The 17,965-nt window shown below is 59.0% G+C and carries 17 protein-coding genes; 15 read left to right on the top strand and 2 right to left on the bottom strand.

Annotated elements, in window-relative coordinates:
* Positions 1-339: 339 nt before the first annotated feature.
* The 9 genes from ACWGZX_RS28595 to ACWGZX_RS28555 all read left to right on the top strand — a co-directional run bounded on the left by ACWGZX_RS28595 (position 340) and on the right by ACWGZX_RS28555 (position 8,855).
* Positions 340-1,677 (top strand): MFS transporter, encoded by a 1,338-nt coding sequence (locus tag ACWGZX_RS28595; protein WP_452629081.1) that lies wholly within the window; start codon positions 340-342, stop codon positions 1,675-1,677.
* A gap of 248 nt (positions 1,678-1,925) precedes the next feature.
* Positions 1,926-2,516, top strand: a complete 591-nt coding sequence (locus ACWGZX_RS28590; RefSeq protein WP_201112043.1) for an amino acid synthesis family protein — start codon at positions 1,926-1,928, stop codon at positions 2,514-2,516.
* A gap of 43 nt (positions 2,517-2,559) precedes the next feature.
* Complete coding sequence (locus ACWGZX_RS28585; protein ID WP_452626471.1) at positions 2,560-3,393, top strand: alpha/beta fold hydrolase; 834 nt, start codon at positions 2,560-2,562, stop codon at positions 3,391-3,393.
* Complete coding sequence (locus ACWGZX_RS28580; RefSeq protein ID WP_223521542.1) at positions 3,390-4,871, top strand: aldehyde dehydrogenase; 1,482 nt, start codon at positions 3,390-3,392, stop codon at positions 4,869-4,871. The genes ACWGZX_RS28585 and ACWGZX_RS28580 overlap by 4 nt, the downstream gene beginning before the upstream one ends.
* A gap of 12 nt (positions 4,872-4,883) precedes the next feature.
* On the top strand, positions 4,884-5,369 hold the full coding sequence (locus ACWGZX_RS28575) for a flavin reductase family protein (RefSeq protein WP_223521540.1): 486 nt from the start codon (positions 4,884-4,886) through the stop codon (positions 5,367-5,369).
* A gap of 115 nt (positions 5,370-5,484) precedes the next feature.
* Positions 5,485-6,936, top strand: a complete 1,452-nt coding sequence (locus ACWGZX_RS28570; protein ID WP_452626470.1) for an NAD-dependent succinate-semialdehyde dehydrogenase — start codon at positions 5,485-5,487, stop codon at positions 6,934-6,936.
* Positions 6,937-7,059: 123 nt separating this feature from the next.
* Positions 7,060-7,449: a carboxymuconolactone decarboxylase family protein gene (locus tag ACWGZX_RS28565; RefSeq protein ID WP_452626469.1), complete on the top strand. Its 390-nt coding sequence runs from the start codon at positions 7,060-7,062 to the stop codon at positions 7,447-7,449.
* A gap of 87 nt (positions 7,450-7,536) precedes the next feature.
* Positions 7,537-8,289: a GntR family transcriptional regulator gene (locus ACWGZX_RS28560; RefSeq protein ID WP_452626468.1), complete on the top strand. Its 753-nt coding sequence runs from the start codon at positions 7,537-7,539 to the stop codon at positions 8,287-8,289.
* A 2-nt stretch (positions 8,290-8,291) separates the two neighbouring features.
* Complete coding sequence (locus tag ACWGZX_RS28555) at positions 8,292-8,855, top strand: NUDIX hydrolase (protein ID WP_223521535.1); 564 nt, start codon at positions 8,292-8,294, stop codon at positions 8,853-8,855.
* A 118-nt stretch (positions 8,856-8,973) separates the two neighbouring features.
* Here the strand turns inward: ACWGZX_RS28555 and ACWGZX_RS28550 are convergent, their stop codons facing one another.
* On the bottom strand, positions 8,974-9,270 hold the full coding sequence (locus ACWGZX_RS28550; RefSeq protein WP_452626467.1) for a DUF1330 domain-containing protein: 297 nt from the start codon (positions 9,268-9,270) through the stop codon (positions 8,974-8,976).
* A gap of 71 nt (positions 9,271-9,341) precedes the next feature.
* Between ACWGZX_RS28550 and ribBA the strand changes: the two genes are divergently transcribed.
* From ribBA to ACWGZX_RS28525, 5 genes are all read left to right on the top strand, one after another.
* Complete coding sequence (ribBA, locus tag ACWGZX_RS28545; protein ID WP_452626466.1) at positions 9,342-10,451, top strand: bifunctional 3,4-dihydroxy-2-butanone-4-phosphate synthase/GTP cyclohydrolase II; 1,110 nt, start codon at positions 9,342-9,344, stop codon at positions 10,449-10,451.
* 340 nt (positions 10,452-10,791) lie between these two features.
* On the top strand, positions 10,792-11,817 hold the full coding sequence (locus ACWGZX_RS28540; protein WP_452626465.1) for an ABC transporter substrate-binding protein: 1,026 nt from the start codon (positions 10,792-10,794) through the stop codon (positions 11,815-11,817).
* Positions 11,814-12,758 (top strand): ABC transporter permease, encoded by a 945-nt coding sequence (locus ACWGZX_RS28535; RefSeq protein ID WP_452626464.1) that lies wholly within the window; start codon positions 11,814-11,816, stop codon positions 12,756-12,758. Before ACWGZX_RS28540 ends, ACWGZX_RS28535 begins: the two co-directional genes overlap by 4 nt.
* 6 nt (positions 12,759-12,764) lie before the next feature.
* Positions 12,765-13,574: an ABC transporter permease gene (locus tag ACWGZX_RS28530; RefSeq protein WP_223521529.1), complete on the top strand. Its 810-nt coding sequence runs from the start codon at positions 12,765-12,767 to the stop codon at positions 13,572-13,574.
* Positions 13,575-13,591: 17 nt separating this feature from the next.
* Positions 13,592-14,746 carry an ABC transporter ATP-binding protein gene (locus ACWGZX_RS28525; RefSeq protein ID WP_452626463.1) on the top strand — a complete coding sequence of 385 codons (1,155 nt, stop codon included), beginning with the start codon at positions 13,592-13,594 and terminating at the stop codon, positions 14,744-14,746.
* Between the two features lie 986 nt (positions 14,747-15,732).
* Here ACWGZX_RS28525 and ACWGZX_RS28520 read toward each other — a convergent pair.
* Positions 15,733-17,139: a purine-cytosine permease family protein gene (locus ACWGZX_RS28520; RefSeq protein WP_452626462.1), complete on the bottom strand. Its 1,407-nt coding sequence runs from the start codon at positions 17,137-17,139 to the stop codon at positions 15,733-15,735.
* A gap of 322 nt (positions 17,140-17,461) precedes the next feature.
* Between ACWGZX_RS28520 and ACWGZX_RS28515 the strand changes: the two genes are divergently transcribed.
* On the top strand, positions 17,462-17,947 hold the full coding sequence (locus tag ACWGZX_RS28515; RefSeq protein WP_223521526.1) for a flavin reductase family protein: 486 nt from the start codon (positions 17,462-17,464) through the stop codon (positions 17,945-17,947).
* Positions 17,948-17,965: the final 18 nt, after the last annotated feature.

Genomic DNA, 17,965 nt, shown 5'->3' with positions numbered 1-17,965 from the left:
CGGATCGAAAAGCTGCAAGCGAAGGCCGTCAAGTATCACTGACGGCCAACTCTTTGGATGAACGTTCCCGCTCCTGTTTTGACAACGAGAAGGAGCGAGAGCGGAAATGGCCCCGACGGTAAACACCTACCATCTCAAGCGAACGCTTAGCGTGTTCGGATCCCCTCAGTTGTTCGCGATGGCTCTGCTATCGATGACCCACCCATCTGGCGCGAGTAATGCTTAATTCAAGTGCATGAAGTCGGTACTGACTATGTGGATGACACTTTTGAAGTGAACCACCTTAGTGCCTGCACTGATAATCGAAAGCTTACTAACGAACTCTTGAGGTGTTCCAGCATGACGAGCGCAACGACAGAACAAGTCAGCCCAAGAACCCTGAGAAGAGTGATTGTGGCCGCCGGCATCGGCAATTTCGTCGAGTGGTTCGACTTCGCCGTCTACGGCTTTTTGGCCACGACCATCGCCCAGCAATTTTTCCCAAGTGGCGATGCCAGTGTCGCGCTGCTGAAAACCTTTGCGGTATTCGCCGTGGCTTTTGCGTTTCGGCCCCTCGGAGGGATTTTCTTCGGCATGCTGGGCGACAGGATCGGTCGCAAGCGAACCCTTGCGATGACGATTCTACTGATGGCCAGTGCGACGACCTTGATCGGTCTGCTACCCACTTATGCCGCGATCGGGGTCATGGCGCCGATTCTGCTTTCCCTGATCCGTTGCGCCCAAGGCTTTTCCGCCGGGGGAGAATACGCAGGTGCCTGTGCCTATCTGATGGAGCATGCTCCGCATAATAAACGCGCCTGGTACGGCAGCTTCATTCCGGTGTCGACATTTTCCGCCTTCGCCGCGGCAGCCGTGGTGGCCTACGCACTCGAGGCGTCATTATCGGCCGAAGCGATGGGTAGCTGGGGCTGGCGCCTGCCATTCCTGATTGCCGCGCCGCTGGGCCTGGTGGGCCTGTACTTACGCTGGAAGCTCGATGAGACACCGGCATTCCAGGCGGTGACTCAAGAGCATGCAGTAGCCCATTCCCCTCTTAAGGAAACCTTGCGCAACCATGGTGCGGCAATCTGTTGCCTGGGCGCTTTTGTGTCACTCACGGCGCTATCGTTTTATATGTTCACCACCTACTTCGCTACCTACCTGCAAGTCGCGGGTGGCCTCAGCCGAGCAACAGCGTTGCTGGTGTCATTGATTGCATTGTTATTCGCTGCGGCAATCTGCCCACTGGCCGGGCTGTATTCGGACCGGGTCGGGCGTCGTAAAACGGTGATGACGGCTTGCGCTCTATTAATTGTGGCCGTGTATCCATCATTCCTGATGGCCAGCTCCGGCTCGTTCGCAGCATCCGTCGCCGGCGTTATGCTCTTGGCGATTGGAGCAGTGTTGTGCGGTGTGGTAACGGCGGCCTTGCTCTCGGAAACCTTCCCTACCCGTACTCGATACACCGCATCGGCGATTACCTACAACATGGCATATACCATTTTCGGCGGCACCGCACCGCTGGTGGCTACGTGGCTAATCAGCACCACCGGCAGCAACTTGTCGCCGGCGTTCTATCTAATCGCGGTGGCTTTGCTTGCGCTGGCAGGTGGACTGGCATTGCCGGAGACTTCAAGGATTTCCCTCCATGACATTCCGACGGAGGGCAAAGGCGCAGGAGTGAGCGCCGCGGCCTGAAACACGAAACGAGCCGAGACGGTGGATCGACCATATTGCCAACGATCCACCGCACGGAGCACCGGGTATTGCTGCAGGCCCATATCTGAGTAGCGGTGCTTTGGTGGAGACGCTTAAAAGCTACTGCGCCCTTCCCCCCCTTCTTTTCATCACCTTCCGACCAGAAACTCATTTCAGGGTCTTGCGCATCCGGTATTATGGTATACCATCATACGCACAGACACTTTCAACCTGAAACGGAGCAGCTCATGAGTTTCGAAATCCGCAAGATCGTCAGCTATGTCGAAGAAACCTTTATCGAAGGCGGCAAGGCCACCGATACGCCAGTGACCATGGTCGGCCTGGCTGTGGTGATGAAGAACCCTTGGCTGGGCCGCGGCTTTGTCGAAGACCTTAAACCGGAAATCCGCGCCAACTGCTCGGACCTCGGTGCACTTATGGTTGAGCGCCTGGTAGGCATCATCGGCGGTGCCGAGAAGATCGAGGCTTACGGCAAGGCAGCCGTCGTCGGTGCCGATGGTGAAATCGAACACGCTTCCGCCGTCATCCACACCCTGCGTTTCGGTAACCATTACCGCGAAGCGGTTAAAGCCAAGAGTTATCTGAGCTTCACCAACAAGCGCGGTGGCCCGGGCACCTCGATCCAGATTCCGATGATGCACAAGGATGACGAAGGCCTGCGTTCGCACTACATCACCCTGGAAATGCAGATCGAAGACGCGCCACGTGCCGACGAAATTGTCGTGGTCCTGGGTTGCGCCGACGGCGGCCGTCTGCACCCACGCATCGGCAACCGCTACATCGACCTGGAAGAACTGGCGGCCGAAAAAGCCCAGTAATAAAGGTCGATCACTACAACAAAAAGGTATGCAGGAGCGCTCCATGATTCGGCTCACCGCTGAACGCACCCCGGCTGGAACCAGTTACCTGGCGACCGGCCAAGGCCAGCCCGTGGTCTTGATCCACGGCGTGGGCCTGAATAAAGAAATGTGGGGCGGCCAGATCGTTGGCCTGGCCACGAAGTACCGTGTCATTGCCTACGACATGCTGGGCCATGGCGCCAGTCCTCGTCCGGAAAATGGAACCCCCCTGCTTGGCTATGCCGACCAGTTGCTGGAGTTGCTCGATCACCTGCAATTGCCCAAGGCCGCGGTGATCGGCTTTTCCATGGGCGGGCTGGTGGCGCGGGCTTTTGCCCTGCATTACCCGCAGCGCTTGCAAAGTCTGGTGGTGCTCAACAGCGTGTTCAATCGCAGCCCTGAACAACGTGCCGGTGTTATCGCCCGCACCAGCCAGGCCGCCGAACACGGGCCGGACGCCAACGCTGAGGCGGCGCTGTCACGCTGGTTCAGTCGTGAATACCAGGCAGCCAATCCTGCGCAGATCGCTGCGATCCGCCAGACACTGGCGGGCAATGATCCTCAGGGTTACTTGACCACCTATGAATTGTTTGCAACCCAAGACATGTACCGTGCCGAGGACTTGGCCAGCATCCAGGTGCCGACATTGATTGCAACCGGCGAGTTGGATCCGGGATCGACTCCCGAAATGGCTGAGCAATTGGCCCAGCGCATTCCCGGCGCGACCGTTGCCGTGCTCGCCGAACAGCGGCATATGATGCCCGTAGAATCGCCGCGCCTGGTCAACCAGCTGTTGCTGGAGTTTCTCGACACCGCGCACTCCCGACAAAACCATATAAAGGGGATCGTTGCATGACACTCGCACGCTTCCAGATGTGCATCGGCGGTGAATGGGTCGATGCCCTGTCCGGCAAGACCTTTGAAAGCCTGAACCCGGCCTTGGCACAAGCCTGGGCTGAATTGCCTGATGCCGACGAAGCTGACGTCGAGCGCGCCGTACAGGCTGCGCAGACTGCCTTCGAGAGTGCGGCCTGGCGAGGTCTCACCGCCACCGCTCGCGGCAAACTGCTTCGCCGCCTGGGCGATCTGATCGCCGAAAACAAGGAACAACTGGCGCAGCTGGAAAGCCGCGACAACGGCAAGCTGATTCGCGAGACTCGCGGCCAGGTCGGTTATCTGCCGGAGTTCTTTCACTACACCGCAGGCCTGGCTGACAAATTGGAAGGCGGAACACTGCCACTGGACAAGCCTGACCTGTTTGCCTACACCGTGCACGAAGCCATGGGCGTGGTCGCCGCGATCATCCCGTGGAACAGCCCGCTATACCTCACCGCGATCAAACTGGCCCCGGCCCTCGCGGCAGGCAACACCATCGTGATCAAGCCGTCCGAACACGCCTCGGCAACCATTCTCGAACTGGCGCGCCTGGCGCTGGAAGCCGGCATTCCTCCGGGCGTGGTCAACGTCGTCACCGGTTACGGCCCAAGCACCGGCGCCGCCCTCACCCGCCATCCGCTGGTTCGCAAAATCGCTTTCACCGGCGGTGCGGCTACAGCGCGGCATGTCGTGCGCAGCAGCGCCGAAAACTTCGCCAAGCTGTCGCTGGAACTGGGCGGCAAATCGCCGAACATAATTTTCGCCGACGCTGATCTCGACAGCGCGATCAACGGTGCGATCGCTGGGATCTATGCCGCTTCCGGGCAAAGTTGTGTATCCGGTTCGCGTCTGTTGGTGCAAGACGAAATCTACGATGAATTCGTTGGCCGCTTGGTGGAACGCGCCCAGCGCATCCGTATCGGCAACCCGCAGGAAGACAGTAGCGAAATGGGCCCGATGGCCACCGCGCAGCAACTGGCAGTGGTTGAAGGTCTGGTGGCTGATGCCATTGCCGAAGGCGCGAAACTGCGCCTGGGCGGCAAGCGTCCGGCCAATCTCGGTGACGGTTGGTTCTATGAGCCGACGCTGTTCGAGTGCGATAGCAACTCGATGAAGATCATGCAGGAAGAAGTGTTCGGTCCGGTGGCTTCAGTCATTCGTTTCAAGGACGAAGCCGAAGCCCTGGCGATCGCCAACGACTCGCAGTTCGGCCTCGCCGCCGGTATCTGGACCCGCGACCTGGGCCGTGCCCATCGCCTGGCCCGGGACGTGCGTTCGGGGATCATTTGGGTCAACACCTACCGCGCAGTGTCGGCCATGGCGCCAATCGGTGGTTTCAAAAACAGCGGCTATGGACGCGAAAGCGGCATCGATTCGGTGCTGGCCTACACCGAGCTGAAAACGGTGTGGATCAACCTCTCCCAGGCACCGATGCCTGATCCGTTTGTGATGCGTTAGGAGTCCTGAGAAATGATCGAACCCGGCATTTACAAAGACGTCATGAGCTCGTTTCCGTCAGGCGTCACGATAGTGACCACCCTGGACCCGGACGGCGGCATCGTCGGCATTACCGCCAGCGCTTTCAGTGCACTGTCGATTGACCCGGCACTGGTGCTGTTCTGCCCCAATTACGCTTCCGACACCTACCCGGTGTTGCGCGACAGCAAGCAGTTCGCGATTCATCTACTGTCCGCCGACCAGACCGCCGAAGCCTATGCCTTCGCCGGCAAAGGCAAGGACAAGGCCAGCGGCATCGACTGGCACCTGAGCGAGTTGGGCAACCCGCTACTGCGCAAAGCCACCGCGATCATCGAGTGCGAACTGTGGCGCGAATACGATGGTGGTGATCACGCCATCATCGTCGGCGCCGTGAAGAACCTGATTCTTCCCGAGCAACCCGTGACACCGATGATCTATCACAAGGGCAAGCTGGGTCCCCTGCCCGCCCTGGCGTGATGGCTTCACACAAAACCCTGTAGGAGCCCGGCTTGCCGGCGAAGGCGTACCTGAGGACGCCTTCGCCGGCAAGCCGGGCTCCTACAGGTAATCACTCTCTTCTCCAGGAGCCGGCATGAGCCCAGCAGCCTCGCAACTGTTCCGCCAGCAGGCGTACATCAATGGCCAATGGCTGGATGCGCCCGATGGTGCGCGACAGGACATCTTCAACCCGGCTACCGGTGAACTCATCGGTAGCGTACCGAACCTTGGAGCCGAGTACGCTCGGCAGGCCATCGTCGCCGCCAACAAGGCCTGGCCGGCCTGGCGTGCCCTGACCGCCAAGGAACGCAGCAACACACTCAAGCGCTGGCACGCCCTGATGCTGGAAAACGCCGACGCCCTTGCCGAAATCCTCACCCTGGAACAGGGCAAGCCCCTGGCCGAAGCCAAGGGGGAAATTCTGTATGCAGCCAGTTTCATCGAGTGGTTTGCCGAAGAAGCCAAACGCATTTACGGCGACACCATTCCAAGCCACAAGGGCGATGCGCGCATCGTCGTCAGCAAAGAGCCGATTGGTGTCGTCGCGGCGATCACACCATGGAATTTCCCTGCGGCAATGATCACTCGCAAGGCCGGTCCGGCACTGGCTGCGGGTTGTCCTTGCATCGTTAAACCGGCGCCGGAAACCCCGTTTTCGGCATTGGCCATGGCCGCATTGGCCGAACAGGCCGGCATTCCAGCGGGCATCTTCAACGTAATCACCGGGGACGCTGTCGCCATCGGCGGCGAGCTGACTGCAAGTCCCTTGGTGCGCAAGCTGTCGTTCACCGGCTCCACCGGCATTGGTAAATTGCTGATGGCGCAGTGCGCACCGACACTGAAAAAAGTCTCGCTGGAACTGGGCGGCAACGCTCCCTTCATTGTCTTCAACGATGCAGACCTGGAACGCGCCGTGGAAGGCGCGCTGATCGCCAAATTTCGCAATGCCGGCCAGACCTGTGTCTGCGTCAATCGCTTCCTGGTGCAGGACGGTATTCATGACGCCTTCGTCGAGCGGTTGGCCGAACGGGTTTCGCAACTCAATGTCGGCAGCGGTTTCGATGTCGGGGTCAATCAAGGCCCACTGATCAACGACCGCGCCGTGGCCAAGGTTGAAGACCATGTGCAGGACGCGCTGGCACAAGGTGCGCAATTGCTTTGTGGTGGTGAGCGTCATGCGTTGGGCCACGGCTTCTTCCAGCCAACAGTGCTGGCCGGCGTGACCTGCGCGATGAAAGTCGCTCAGGAAGAAACCTTTGGCCCGTTGGCAGCCGTGTTTCGCTTCGACAGCGAAGCCCAAGCGATCCAAATGGCCAACGACACTGAGTTCGGTCTGGCCGCCTACTGCTACACCCGTGATCTGGGCCGGGCCTGGCGCATGAGTGAAGCCTTGGAATATGGCATGGTCGGAATCAACGAAGGGCTGATTTCCACTGAGGTCGCGCCTTTTGGCGGGATCAAATCCTCGGGTCTGGGCCGCGAAGGCTCCAAGTACGGCATCGAAGACTACCTTGAACTTAAATACACCCTGATGGGCGGGCTCTAGGTCATGTTGGTCATATTGTAGGAGTCCGGCTTGCCGGAGATGGCGTTCTTGAGGACGCCTTCGCAGGCCAGCCGGGCTCCTACAGAACAGCACTGATATCCGTGCCCCACGGAGATAAGCGAAATGAGTAACGAGAAGTACGAAAAAGGCTTGAAGATCCGCACCCAGGTGCTGGGTGAAGCCTATGTGAAACGCTCCATCGAGAATGCCGACGACTTCTCCCGTCCGTTGCAGGAAATGGTCACCGAGTACTGCTGGGGCCACGTCTGGGGTCGTGAGGGGTTGTCGCTGAAAGAGCGCAGCATGATCAACCTGGCCATGATCTCGGCCCTCAACCGACCTCACGAACTCAAACTGCATGTGCGCGGCGCCTTGCGTAACGGCCTGAGTCGTGAGCAAATACGCGAAATTCTGCTTCAGGTCGGCATATATTGCGGTGTACCCGCTGCCGTCGACAGTTTCCGGCTCGCCCGTGAAGCGTTCGCCGAAGCCGATGCCGAGGCCTCCAGTTAACCTTGGCTGTTTGATTGAATGAGTACGGATGATCCAAAGGATCGAAGTGCTCTTTTTGCATGGACAGCCACATTCAGAGCGGACCCCATGAAACGCCTGCCACTCGACGACAGCTTCAAGGTCAATCGCAACCCCGTTACCCTGCGCGAAATCGTGCTGGATAAACTGCGAAGCGCCATCATGAACTTCCAGCTTCTGCCGGGAGACCGTCTGGTCGAACGCGATCTGTGCGATCGCCTGGGCGTCAGCCGTACCTCCGTGCGCGAAGCGTTGCGCCACCTGGAATCCGAAGGTCTGGTGGAATTCGCCGACGCCAAGGGCCCACGGGTGGCGATCATTACCCTGGCCGATGCCGTCGATATTTATGAGCTGCGTTGCGTGCTCGAAGGGCTGATCGTTCAGCTGTTCACCCTGCGCGCCAAGGCCAAGGACATCAAGGCCCTGGAAAAAGCCCTGGAGGAAAACCGCCAGTCGCTCAAGGAAGGCGAACTGCAACAAGTCATCGACTCCGTGCAAGGTTTCTACGACGTACTGCTCGAAGGCTCCGGCAACCACGTTGCGGCCACTCAGCTGCGTCAGCTTCAGGCGCGCATCAGCTACCTGCGCGCGACGTCGGTGTCCCAGGAAAACCGTCGTGGCGCCAGCAACCAGGAAATGGAACGCATGGTCGAGGCGATCAAGAGCGGTGATCCTCTGGCCGCTCACCAGGCTTGCGTCGACCACGTCCGCGCCGCCGCCACCGTCGCCCTCGATTACCTCAAACGCAAGCAGGATGAGACCGGGGCGATCCCCGAGATCACCCAGCCCATTGCGCTCAAAGAACCGCGCATAGGTCGCTAATCATGTTCAGCCCGAGCTTTTGTCCAAAGTGCGGCGGCAATGACCTCGGTCAGCAGCAACCGCCGGGCGATACGCACGAGCGCCTGATGTGCCGCAGCTGCGGCTACATCCACTACATCAATCCGAAGATCATTGCCGGCTGCATCATCGAACAGGACGGCAAGTACTTGCTGTGCCAACGCGCGATCCCGCCGCGCCCCGGCACCTGGACGCTACCAGCGGGCTTCATGGAAGCTGGCGAAACCACCGAGCAGGCAGCGTTGCGCGAAGTCTGGGAAGAGAGTGGCGTGCGCGGCGAAATCCTCTCACCCTACTCGATCTTCAGCGTGCCGAAGATCAGCGAGGTGTACATCATCTTTCGCGCCATCGCCCTGGAAATCACCGGCCAGTTCGGGCCGGAAACCCTCGACTACAAATTCTTTGCACCCGAGGACATCCCTTGGGACAGCATCTATTACCCGGCGATCCGGCAGATCCTCGAGCGCTACATCGAGGAACGGCAGGCCGGCGTCTATGGCATCTACATCGGCAACGACGACAGCGGGAAGATTCATTTCATCCGCTAGCGAAAACCGGTATCCCCTGTAGGAGCTGGCTTGCCAGCGAAGGCGCCCGTAAGATAAACGCAATGCTCAAGGACGCCTTCGCCGGCAAGCCGGCTCCTACAGGGTCATCTGGCGTTTTTCATGCTGGCGCTACACCCTCGACAATAATCACCTCGGCCCGAGCCACACCCTCGCGATGCCCTTTCGCCTCCTGATACAGATCTGACCGATAGCAGGCCAGCGCCTGTTCATAAGAGTCAAATTCGATCACCACGCTGCGTTGTGGCGTCGGCCGACCTTCCATCGCCTCACTGCGCCCGCCGCGCGCCAGCAATCGTCCGCCATATTCGGCAAATGCCTGCGGTGCCCGCTGGGTGTATTGGCTGTATTGATCGGGGTCGGTGACATCCACGTGAGCAATCCAGTACGCCTTCATAGTGACCTCTCGGCTGATTTTGTATTATGGTATACCACAATACATTTCCATCAAACACTGAGATTCCCGACATGGCCTTCAACACTATCGAAGAAATTATCGACGACTATCGCCAAGGCAAAATGGTGCTGCTGGTCGATGACGAGGACCGGGAAAACGAAGGCGACCTGCTGCTGGCAGCCGACTGTTGCACAGCTCAAGCGATCAGCTTCATGGCCCGTGAGGCGCGTGGCCTGATCTGCCTGACGTTGACCGACGACCACTGCCAGCACCTGGGTCTGGAGCAAATGGTTCCGAGCAATGGCAGTGTGTTCAGCACCGCGTTCACCGTGTCCATCGAGGCCGCCACCGGGGTGACTACCGGCATCTCCGCGGCGGACCGGGCGCGTACCGTTGCGGCGGCCGTTGCCTCGAATGCCGGGCCCGCCGATCTGGTGCAGCCGGGGCACATCTTTCCGTTGCGCGCCAAGGAAGGCGGCGTGCTGACACGCGCCGGTCATACCGAGGCTGGCTGCGACCTGGCGCGCCTGGCAGGCTTCACGCCGGCCTCGGTGATCGTCGAAGTCATGAACGATGACGGCACTATGGCTCGTCGTCCGGACCTGGAAGTGTTCGCGCGCAAGCACGACATCAAGATTGGCACCATCGCCGACCTGATTCACTACCGTCTGAGCACCGAACACACCGTGGTGCGCATCGGTGAACGCGAGCTGCCGACCGTGCATGGCACCTTTCGTCTGATCACCTTTGAAGATCGCATCGAAGGCGGTGTCCACATGGCAATGGTGATGGGCGACTTGCGCCGCGATGAAGCGACGCTGGTACGTGTGCATGTGATCGACCCATTACGCGATCTCGTCGGCGCCGAGTACAGCGGCCCGTCCAACTGGACGCTATGGGCCGCGCTGCAACGGATTGCCGAAGAAGGTCGTGGCGTGGTGGTGGTGTTGGCCAACCATGAGTCGTCACAGGCACTGCTCGAGCGCGTGCCGCAACTCACGCAGCCGCCTCGCCAGTTCAGCCGTTCGCAGTCACGCATCTATTCTGAAGTGGGGACTGGGGCGCAGATCCTGCAAGACCTTGGCGTGGGCAAACTGCGTCATCTCGGCCCACCGCTCAAATACGCCGGCTTGACCGGGTACGACCTGGAAGTCGTAGAAAGCATCCCGTTCGTCCAGTGAATGGTGACCCACTGTAGGAGCTGGCTTGCCAGCGATGGTCATCAACGATAACGCGTGTTTGCCGGATAAACGCGGTGTTTGTGAATCCATCGCTGGCAAGCCAGCTCCTACAAAGGGCAAGTCGTCCTCTGGATTCGAGTTAGGTTGGGCAATGCCCCCGCCGAACAAAAAAGCATGTTTTGGCAGATAGCCGGTACGGCAAAGTGCTTGCACAAAGTTTGGAATACCATAATATGATATTCCATAGACCGGACAGTCAGAACTGACTCGATGGACCTACTGCTCCCGATAGGCGGGCGCTCGAAGCCCCGCTCATAAACACAACAATGAGGGCGTGAAAATGGTGTTGAACAAACGTGCAACCGCGGTTCTTTTTGCGGGACTGCTGAGCGTGACCAGCCAAGCGTTGATGGCAGCTGAAAGCGTCAACTTTGTCAGCTGGGGCGGCAGCACTCAGGATGCGCAAAAGCAAGCCTGGGCCGATCCGTTCAGCAAGGCCAGCAGCATCACCGTGGTCCAGGATGGCCCCACCGACTATGGCAAACTCAAAGCCATGGTCGAAAGCGGCAACGTGCAGTGGGACGTGGTTGATGTCGAAGCTGACTTCGCCTTGCGCGCCGCCTCCGAAGGCTTGCTGGAACCCCTCGATTTCAAAGTCATTGAACGGGATAAAATCGACCCGCGGTTCGTCTCCGATCACGGCGTCGGCTCGTTCTTCTTCTCCTTCGTACTCGGCTACAACGAAAGCAAGCTCGGCGCCAACAAACCCCAGGACTGGTCCGCTTTGTTCGACACCAAGACCTACCCCGGTAAACGCGCACTCTATAAATGGCCAAGCCCAGGCGTGCTGGAACTGGCGCTGCTGGCTGATGGCGTCGCCGCGGACAAACTCTATCCGCTAGACCTGGATCGGGCCTTCAAGAAACTCGACACCATCAAGAAAGACATCGTCTGGTGGGGCGGCGGCGCTCAGTCGCAACAGTTACTGGCCTCCGGCGAAGCGAGCATGGGTCAATTCTGGAACGGCCGCATTCACGCCCTGCAAGAAGACGGCGCCCCCGTCGGCGTGAGCTGGAAACAGAACCTGGTCATGGCCGACATCCTGGTCATTCCCAAAGGTTCGAAAAACAAGGACGCAGCAATGAAGTTCCTGGCTAACGCCAGCAGTGCCAAGGGCCAGGCCGACTTCTCCAACCTGACCGCCTACGCTCCGGTCAACGTCGACAGCGTCGCGCTCCTGGATTCGGCTTTGGCACCTAACCTGCCGACTGCCTACGCTAAGGATCAGATCACTCTTGATTTCGCGTATTGGGCCAAAAACGGTCCTGCCATCGCGACACGGTGGAACGAATGGCTGGTCAAATGAAAATGACGGTAACCGCGCCCCGTCAACCCACTGCAACCGGTAGCGCCAATGGTGCTGCCGGCCTGGCCCTCGGCGAGGCGGTTGCGATGAGGCAATCCCCGACTCTGGCACAACGCTGGCGTGGTTCGAGCAACCTGATCCCCGCCCTTCTGTTCCTCGGTCTGTTCTTTCTGGCACCGTTGATAGGCCTGCTACTGCGCGGCGTGCTTGAGCCGGTTCCAGGGCTGGGCAACTACGAGCAATTGTTCGCCAACTCGGCGTATGCCCGGGTGCTGCTCAACACCTTCTCGGTGGCCGGCCTGGTGACACTGTTCAGCCTGCTGCTGGGTTTTCCGCTGGCCTGGGCGATTACGCTGGTGCCGCATGGCTGGGGTCGCTGGATTCTCAACATCGTGTTGTTGTCGATGTGGACCAGCCTCCTTGCCCGTACCTACTCCTGGCTTGTGCTGTTGCAAGCTTCGGGGGTCATCAACAAGGCGTTGATGGCGATGGGCATCATCGATCAACCGCTGGAGATGGTGCATAACCTCACCGGCGTGGTGATCGGCATGAGCTACATCATGATCCCGTTCATCGTACTGCCGCTGCAGGCGACCATGCAGGCTATCGACCCGATGATTCTGCAAGCCGGCTCGATCTGCGGTGCCAGTCCCTGGACCAACTTTTTCCGGGTGTTCCTGCCGCTGTGTCGGCCAGGCCTGTTCTCCGGTGGCCTGATGGTGTTTGTGATGTCTCTGGGTTATTACGTCACCCCGGCGCTGCTGGGCGGTGCGCAGAACATGATGCTGCCCGAGTTCATCATTCAACAGGTGCAGTCTTTCCTCAACTGGGGTCTGGCGAGCGCCGGTGCCGCGTTGTTGATCGTCATTACGCTGGTGTTGTTCTACTTCTACCTGAAGCTTCAACCGGAATCCCCGGTTGGCGCCAGCAACGCGAGGTAAGCCGTCATGCTCCTGACCCCTAATGCCATGAGCCGTCGGATGCGCTTCGGCCTGTACTTCACCACCGGGCTGATCGGTCTGTTCCTTTTGCTGCCGATCGTGTTCATCGTGCTGCTGTCGTTCGGATCGTCGCAATGGCTGGTGTTCCCGCCACCCGGCTGGACGCTGAAATGGTACGGCCAGTTTTTCTCCAACGCCGACTGGATGAACGCTGCAATGGCCAGCCTCAAGGTTGCGGTGTTGACAACGTTCTTCGCCGTCGCCCTGGGCCTGCCCACTGCATTTGCCCTGGTACGCGGCCGCTTCCCTGGCCGGGAAATGCTCTACGGCCTGTTCACCCTGCCGATGATCGTGCCCTTGGTGATCATCGCCGTGGCGGTGTACGCGCTGTTCCTTAAACTGGGCTACACCGGGACGATGTTCGCTTTCGTGGTCAGCCACGTCATTGTTGCATTGCCGTTCACCATCATCTCGATCATCAATTCGCTGAAGCTGTTCGACCAGTCGATCGAGGATGCCGCTGTGATCTGCGGTGCATCACGTCTGCAAGCGGTGTTCAAGGTGACCTTTCCGGCGATCCGTCCGGGCATGGTCGCCGGTGCCCTGTTTGCGTTCCTGGTGTCGTGGGACGAAGTGGTGTTGAGCGTGATGATGGCCAGCCCGACCCTGCAAACCCTTCCCGTGAAAATGTGGACCACCCTGCGCCAGGACCTGACGCCCGTGATCGCCGTCGCCTCGACGCTGCTGATCGGCCTCTCGGTATTGGTCATGGTGATCGCCGCCGCACTGCGCCGGCGCAATGAAATCAGCGCCTGAGCGCGCAGGAGTACGACATGAGTGCAGTGATTAAAGATTCCGCTCAACAGAACGACCAGCCGCTGGTAAGCCTGCGCAACCTGAACAAGCACTACGGCGACTTTGCCGCCGTGGACAACATCACGCTGGACATCAAGGACGGTGAATTCCTCACCTTTCTCGGCTCCAGCGGCTCCGGCAAAAGTACCACCCTGTCGATGCTGGCCGGTTTCGAAACACCGAGCAGCGGCGAGATCCTGGTCAATGGCCAATCGCTGGTCAACGTGCCGCCACACAAGCGTGACATCGGCATGGTGTTTCAGCGCTACTCTTTGTTCCCGCACCTTTCGGTGCGCGACAACATCGCCTTCCCATTGGCGATTCGCAAATTGGCCACAGCGGAACGTGAACGTCGGGTCGATGCAATGCTCAAGCTTGTGCAGCTTGAACAATTCGCCCATCGCCGCCCTTCGCAACTCTCCGGGGGCCAGCAACAACGCGTCGCCATCGCCCGGGCGCTGGTCTATGAGCCTCGCATTCTGTTGATGGATGAACCCCTTGGTGCGCTGGATAAAAAGCTGCGCGAAGACTTGCAGGATGAATTGCGCCAACTGCATCGACGTTTGGGCATCACCATTGTCTATGTGACCCACGACCAGGAAGAAGCCATGCGTTTGTCTCAACGCATCGCGATTTTCAGTCACGGCAAGATCGTCGGCCTGGGCAGCGGCTATGACTTGTACCAGAACCCGCCGAATGCATTCGTCGCCTCGTTCCTCGGTAACTCGAACTTCCTGAAACTTAAGGCTCAGGGCAACGCGGTGGCTTCGTTCGAAGGGCAATCGCTGTCGATCCGCCTGACAGCCGGCCTGCAAACCAATCAGGATGTGTTGCTGATGGTGCGCCCGGAAAAGGCGTTGGCACTGAGTATCGAACAAGCCACTCAGGAGCCGCTGGCTGCGGGCTGGAATGAAGTATCAGCCAAGGTTGTGGAGGTGTTGTTCCTGGGCGAAAGCCAGACTTGCAGCGTGGTGACTTCGGGCGGTACGTCGATGACCGTGAAGGCACTTTCAGCTGCTGGCATGCCAATGAAGGCAGGTGATCCGGTGCGTGTGCGCTGGGCGACTGCAGATGCCTGCGTTTATACAGAATGGGCGGAGAGCGATTTGAACAAGGCTGCTGGAGCGCATTGATTTTTTGATGTCCACGGTAGTGGGCTGCTAGTTAAGTGCCACTCTTGGGTCGCCACAACGTCGGGTTGTGGTGACCTTTTTTTTTGCTTTTTGAATGGGGGGCATATCCGTTTCTTCGGGAGTTGCGGCTGGCGGTTTCGCTCTTACAGCGAGTCACTTTCGAAAAGCGCGAAAGTAACCAAAGCGCTTCTGCCCCTCCATTCGGTGCCTCGCCTAGGCTCGGCATGCCCTCACTCCGGCATTGCTCCGGGGGCCCGCCCCCATCGGCCATCCATGGCCGGGGGCGGCTACCGCGGCATCCTTGCCGCGGTGCCCACTGCGCAACGCCTGCGTTCGGCCTCTGGGAAAGGGGCAAAAGATCAAAATCAAGATCAAAAGCCGAAGCAACGGCAACGGCAACAGCAAGATCAACAGCTTCCCGAGCAAGCCCGCTCCCACAGTTGGACAGGGTACATCCCTGAGAAATTGGTCGGCGGTCAGGTCGCCATCGCTGGCAAGCCAGCTCCCACAGGACGATGTACATCAGGAAGAGATTGGTCGGCTGTCAGGCCGCCTTCGCTGGCAAGCCAGCTCCTACAGTAGATCGGCGTACAGCCCTTGCTTCTCACCACTCAACAGGCCGAGCGTTAGCTCGCCTGCAGCTTTTGATGTTGACGCACCGCCCCCTCGAGAGGCCGAGTGGAGGTTCTGCGCAGTGGGCAACCCGGCATGGATGCCGGGTTAGCCGCCCCCGGCCATGGATGGCCGATGGCGGCGGGCCCACGGAGCAGGACCGGAGCGAGGGCATGCCGAGCCCTAGCGAGGCACCGAACGAAAGGGGCAAGAGCGCTTTGGTTACTTTGGCGCTCTTCCAAAGTGACTCGCTGTAAGAGCGAAACCATAAGTGGCCGTTACCGCATGAATGGATATGTACGCGCCGCTTGCCGCAAAAACAAAAATGCCCGGCAAAAAGCCGGGCATCCCAGACAAACACCAGCGCTCAAAAGTCAGTCAGTAAAGCCAAACCGAGCAATCCTGCTCTGCCGAACCTGACCACGCGTAGCCAGGCAATAGTAGAGCGGACAAGTCACCACCAACCCCACCAACCACGACAGATCCGTACCCTCAACCAGATTGGCATACGGCCCCACATACAGCGACGTATTGGCAAACGGCAGCTGCACGATGATCCCGATGAAATAGGCCACGATTGCATGCCAATTGAACCGCCCATAAATCCCGCCATCCGCACGGAAGATCGAGGCGATGTCATAACACCCACGCTTGATCACATAGAAGTCGATCAAGTTGATCGAAGCCCATGGAACCAGCACCAACAACAGCGCCAGGATCAGCCCGATGAACTGCGAAATGAAATCTGCAGACGCCCCCAGCGCCACCACACAGCAACCTGCCAACACCACACTCGACAACACCACACGCACCTTGATGCTGGGCGTCCACTGACTGGCGAAGGTCTGGATCGAGGTAATGATCGACAGTACCGCGCCATACAGATTCAAGGCGTTGTGACTGATGATATTGAGCAGGAACAGCACCATCAGAATCGGCCCCAGCCACCCGGTGGATTGCTTCACCGCCGCCATGGCTTCGGTACCTTCAGGGGTCGCCAGTACCGCGACCGCGCCGAAGGTAAACGACAAGATCGTGCCCAGGGTTGCGCCCAGATAAGTGGCGAAGAACGGACGGGCGATGCCAATATCGGCCGGCAGGTAGCGCGAGTAGTCCGACACATAAGGCGAGAAACTGATCTGCCAGATGATCCCCAGAGACACCGTGGCCAACCAGCCCGACAGGTTGAACCCACCGCGGGTAAAGAAATCCGCCGGCAGGTCATGGGCGAAGATGTAGAGGAAACCCGCAAGCAAGGCACTGCCCATGACCCAGGTGCCGATGCGGTTCAGGCTGTGAATGAAACGATAACCGATCACCCCGATCGCCGTAGCGCTGAGGGCGCCAATGAGGATGCTGGCGGGGACCGGGACTGAGGGAACGATTCCGACAATCGACTTGCCGGCCAGCACGATATTGGAGATGAAGAAACCGATGTAGATCAGGGCGGCAAAGAACACGATCAGCAGCGCGCCATAGCGCCCGAACTGGCCGCGGCTCTGCACCATTTGCGGAATTCCCATGCGCGGTCCCTGAGCCGATGCGAGGGCAATCACCAGCCCGCCGACCATGTGCCCCAGCGCTATCGCCAGCAGCCCCCAGAACAGATCGAGATGGAAAACCTGAACCACCATGGCACCCGTAACGATAGGCAACGGTGCAATGTTGGTGCTGAACCATAAGGTGAAAAGATCGCGGGCCTTCCCGTGGCGCTCTGCGAGTGGAACGTAATCGACCGTGTGATTCTCGATCAACGGGTCTTGCCGGGACATCTGGGACATATGCATGAACTCGAGTTTGTCTGTTCTTATCTTTGTATGAAGCCAAACCGGGGGCGCATCTTGGCACCCCTCAGATGCGGACCATATTATGGTATTCCAACATTTTCACAAGACTGATTCGGTCTTTGCGCACCCATCTGATCCGCAATCCTGCCGTACAACTGCACACGTTTCCTGGCTTAACCCCCCGTAAATGCTGACGTTTAGACCAAAGGTGTACGTTTATCGGTCCACAGAAAAAGCTCTTGCAAACGATGTATTACGGTATACCATCAGACCTACAAACCGATAAAAACACGTTTCACCACCCGAGGACCGTCCAATGATTGATGCCGCCATCTACAAACAAGTCATGGGCTCGTTCCCGTCCGGCGTAACGGTGATCACCACGCTGGATGACGACGGTCAAATCGTCGGCCTGACCGCAAGCGCCTTCAGCTCGCTGTCCATGGACCCCGCCCTGGTGCTGTTCTGCCCGAACTACAGTTCCGACTCCTATCCCGTTCTGATCAAGAACAAACGCTTTGCCATTCACGTGCTTTCCGGCGGCCAGCAGAGCGAAGCCTATGCTTTCGCGCGAAAAGGCAAAGACAAGGCGCAAGGTATCGAATGGACGTTGAGCGAGCTGGGCAATCCCATTTTGGCCAACGCTACGGCGGTCATCGAGTGCGAGTTGTGGCGCGAATATGAAGGCGGCGATCACGCGATCATGGTGGGTGCCGTGAAGAACCTGATCGTTCCACAGCAAAACACCGGACCATTGGTGTATTGCCACGGCAAGATGGGCGCCCTGCCCGTCCTTGCATGAGTCAGCTGATCCGGAAAT

It is taken from the genome of Pseudomonas sp. CLCA07 (assembly GCF_053615335.1).
The sequence above is the reverse complement of the archived record's forward strand: the minus strand, read 5'-3'. Positions and strand labels throughout refer to the sequence as shown.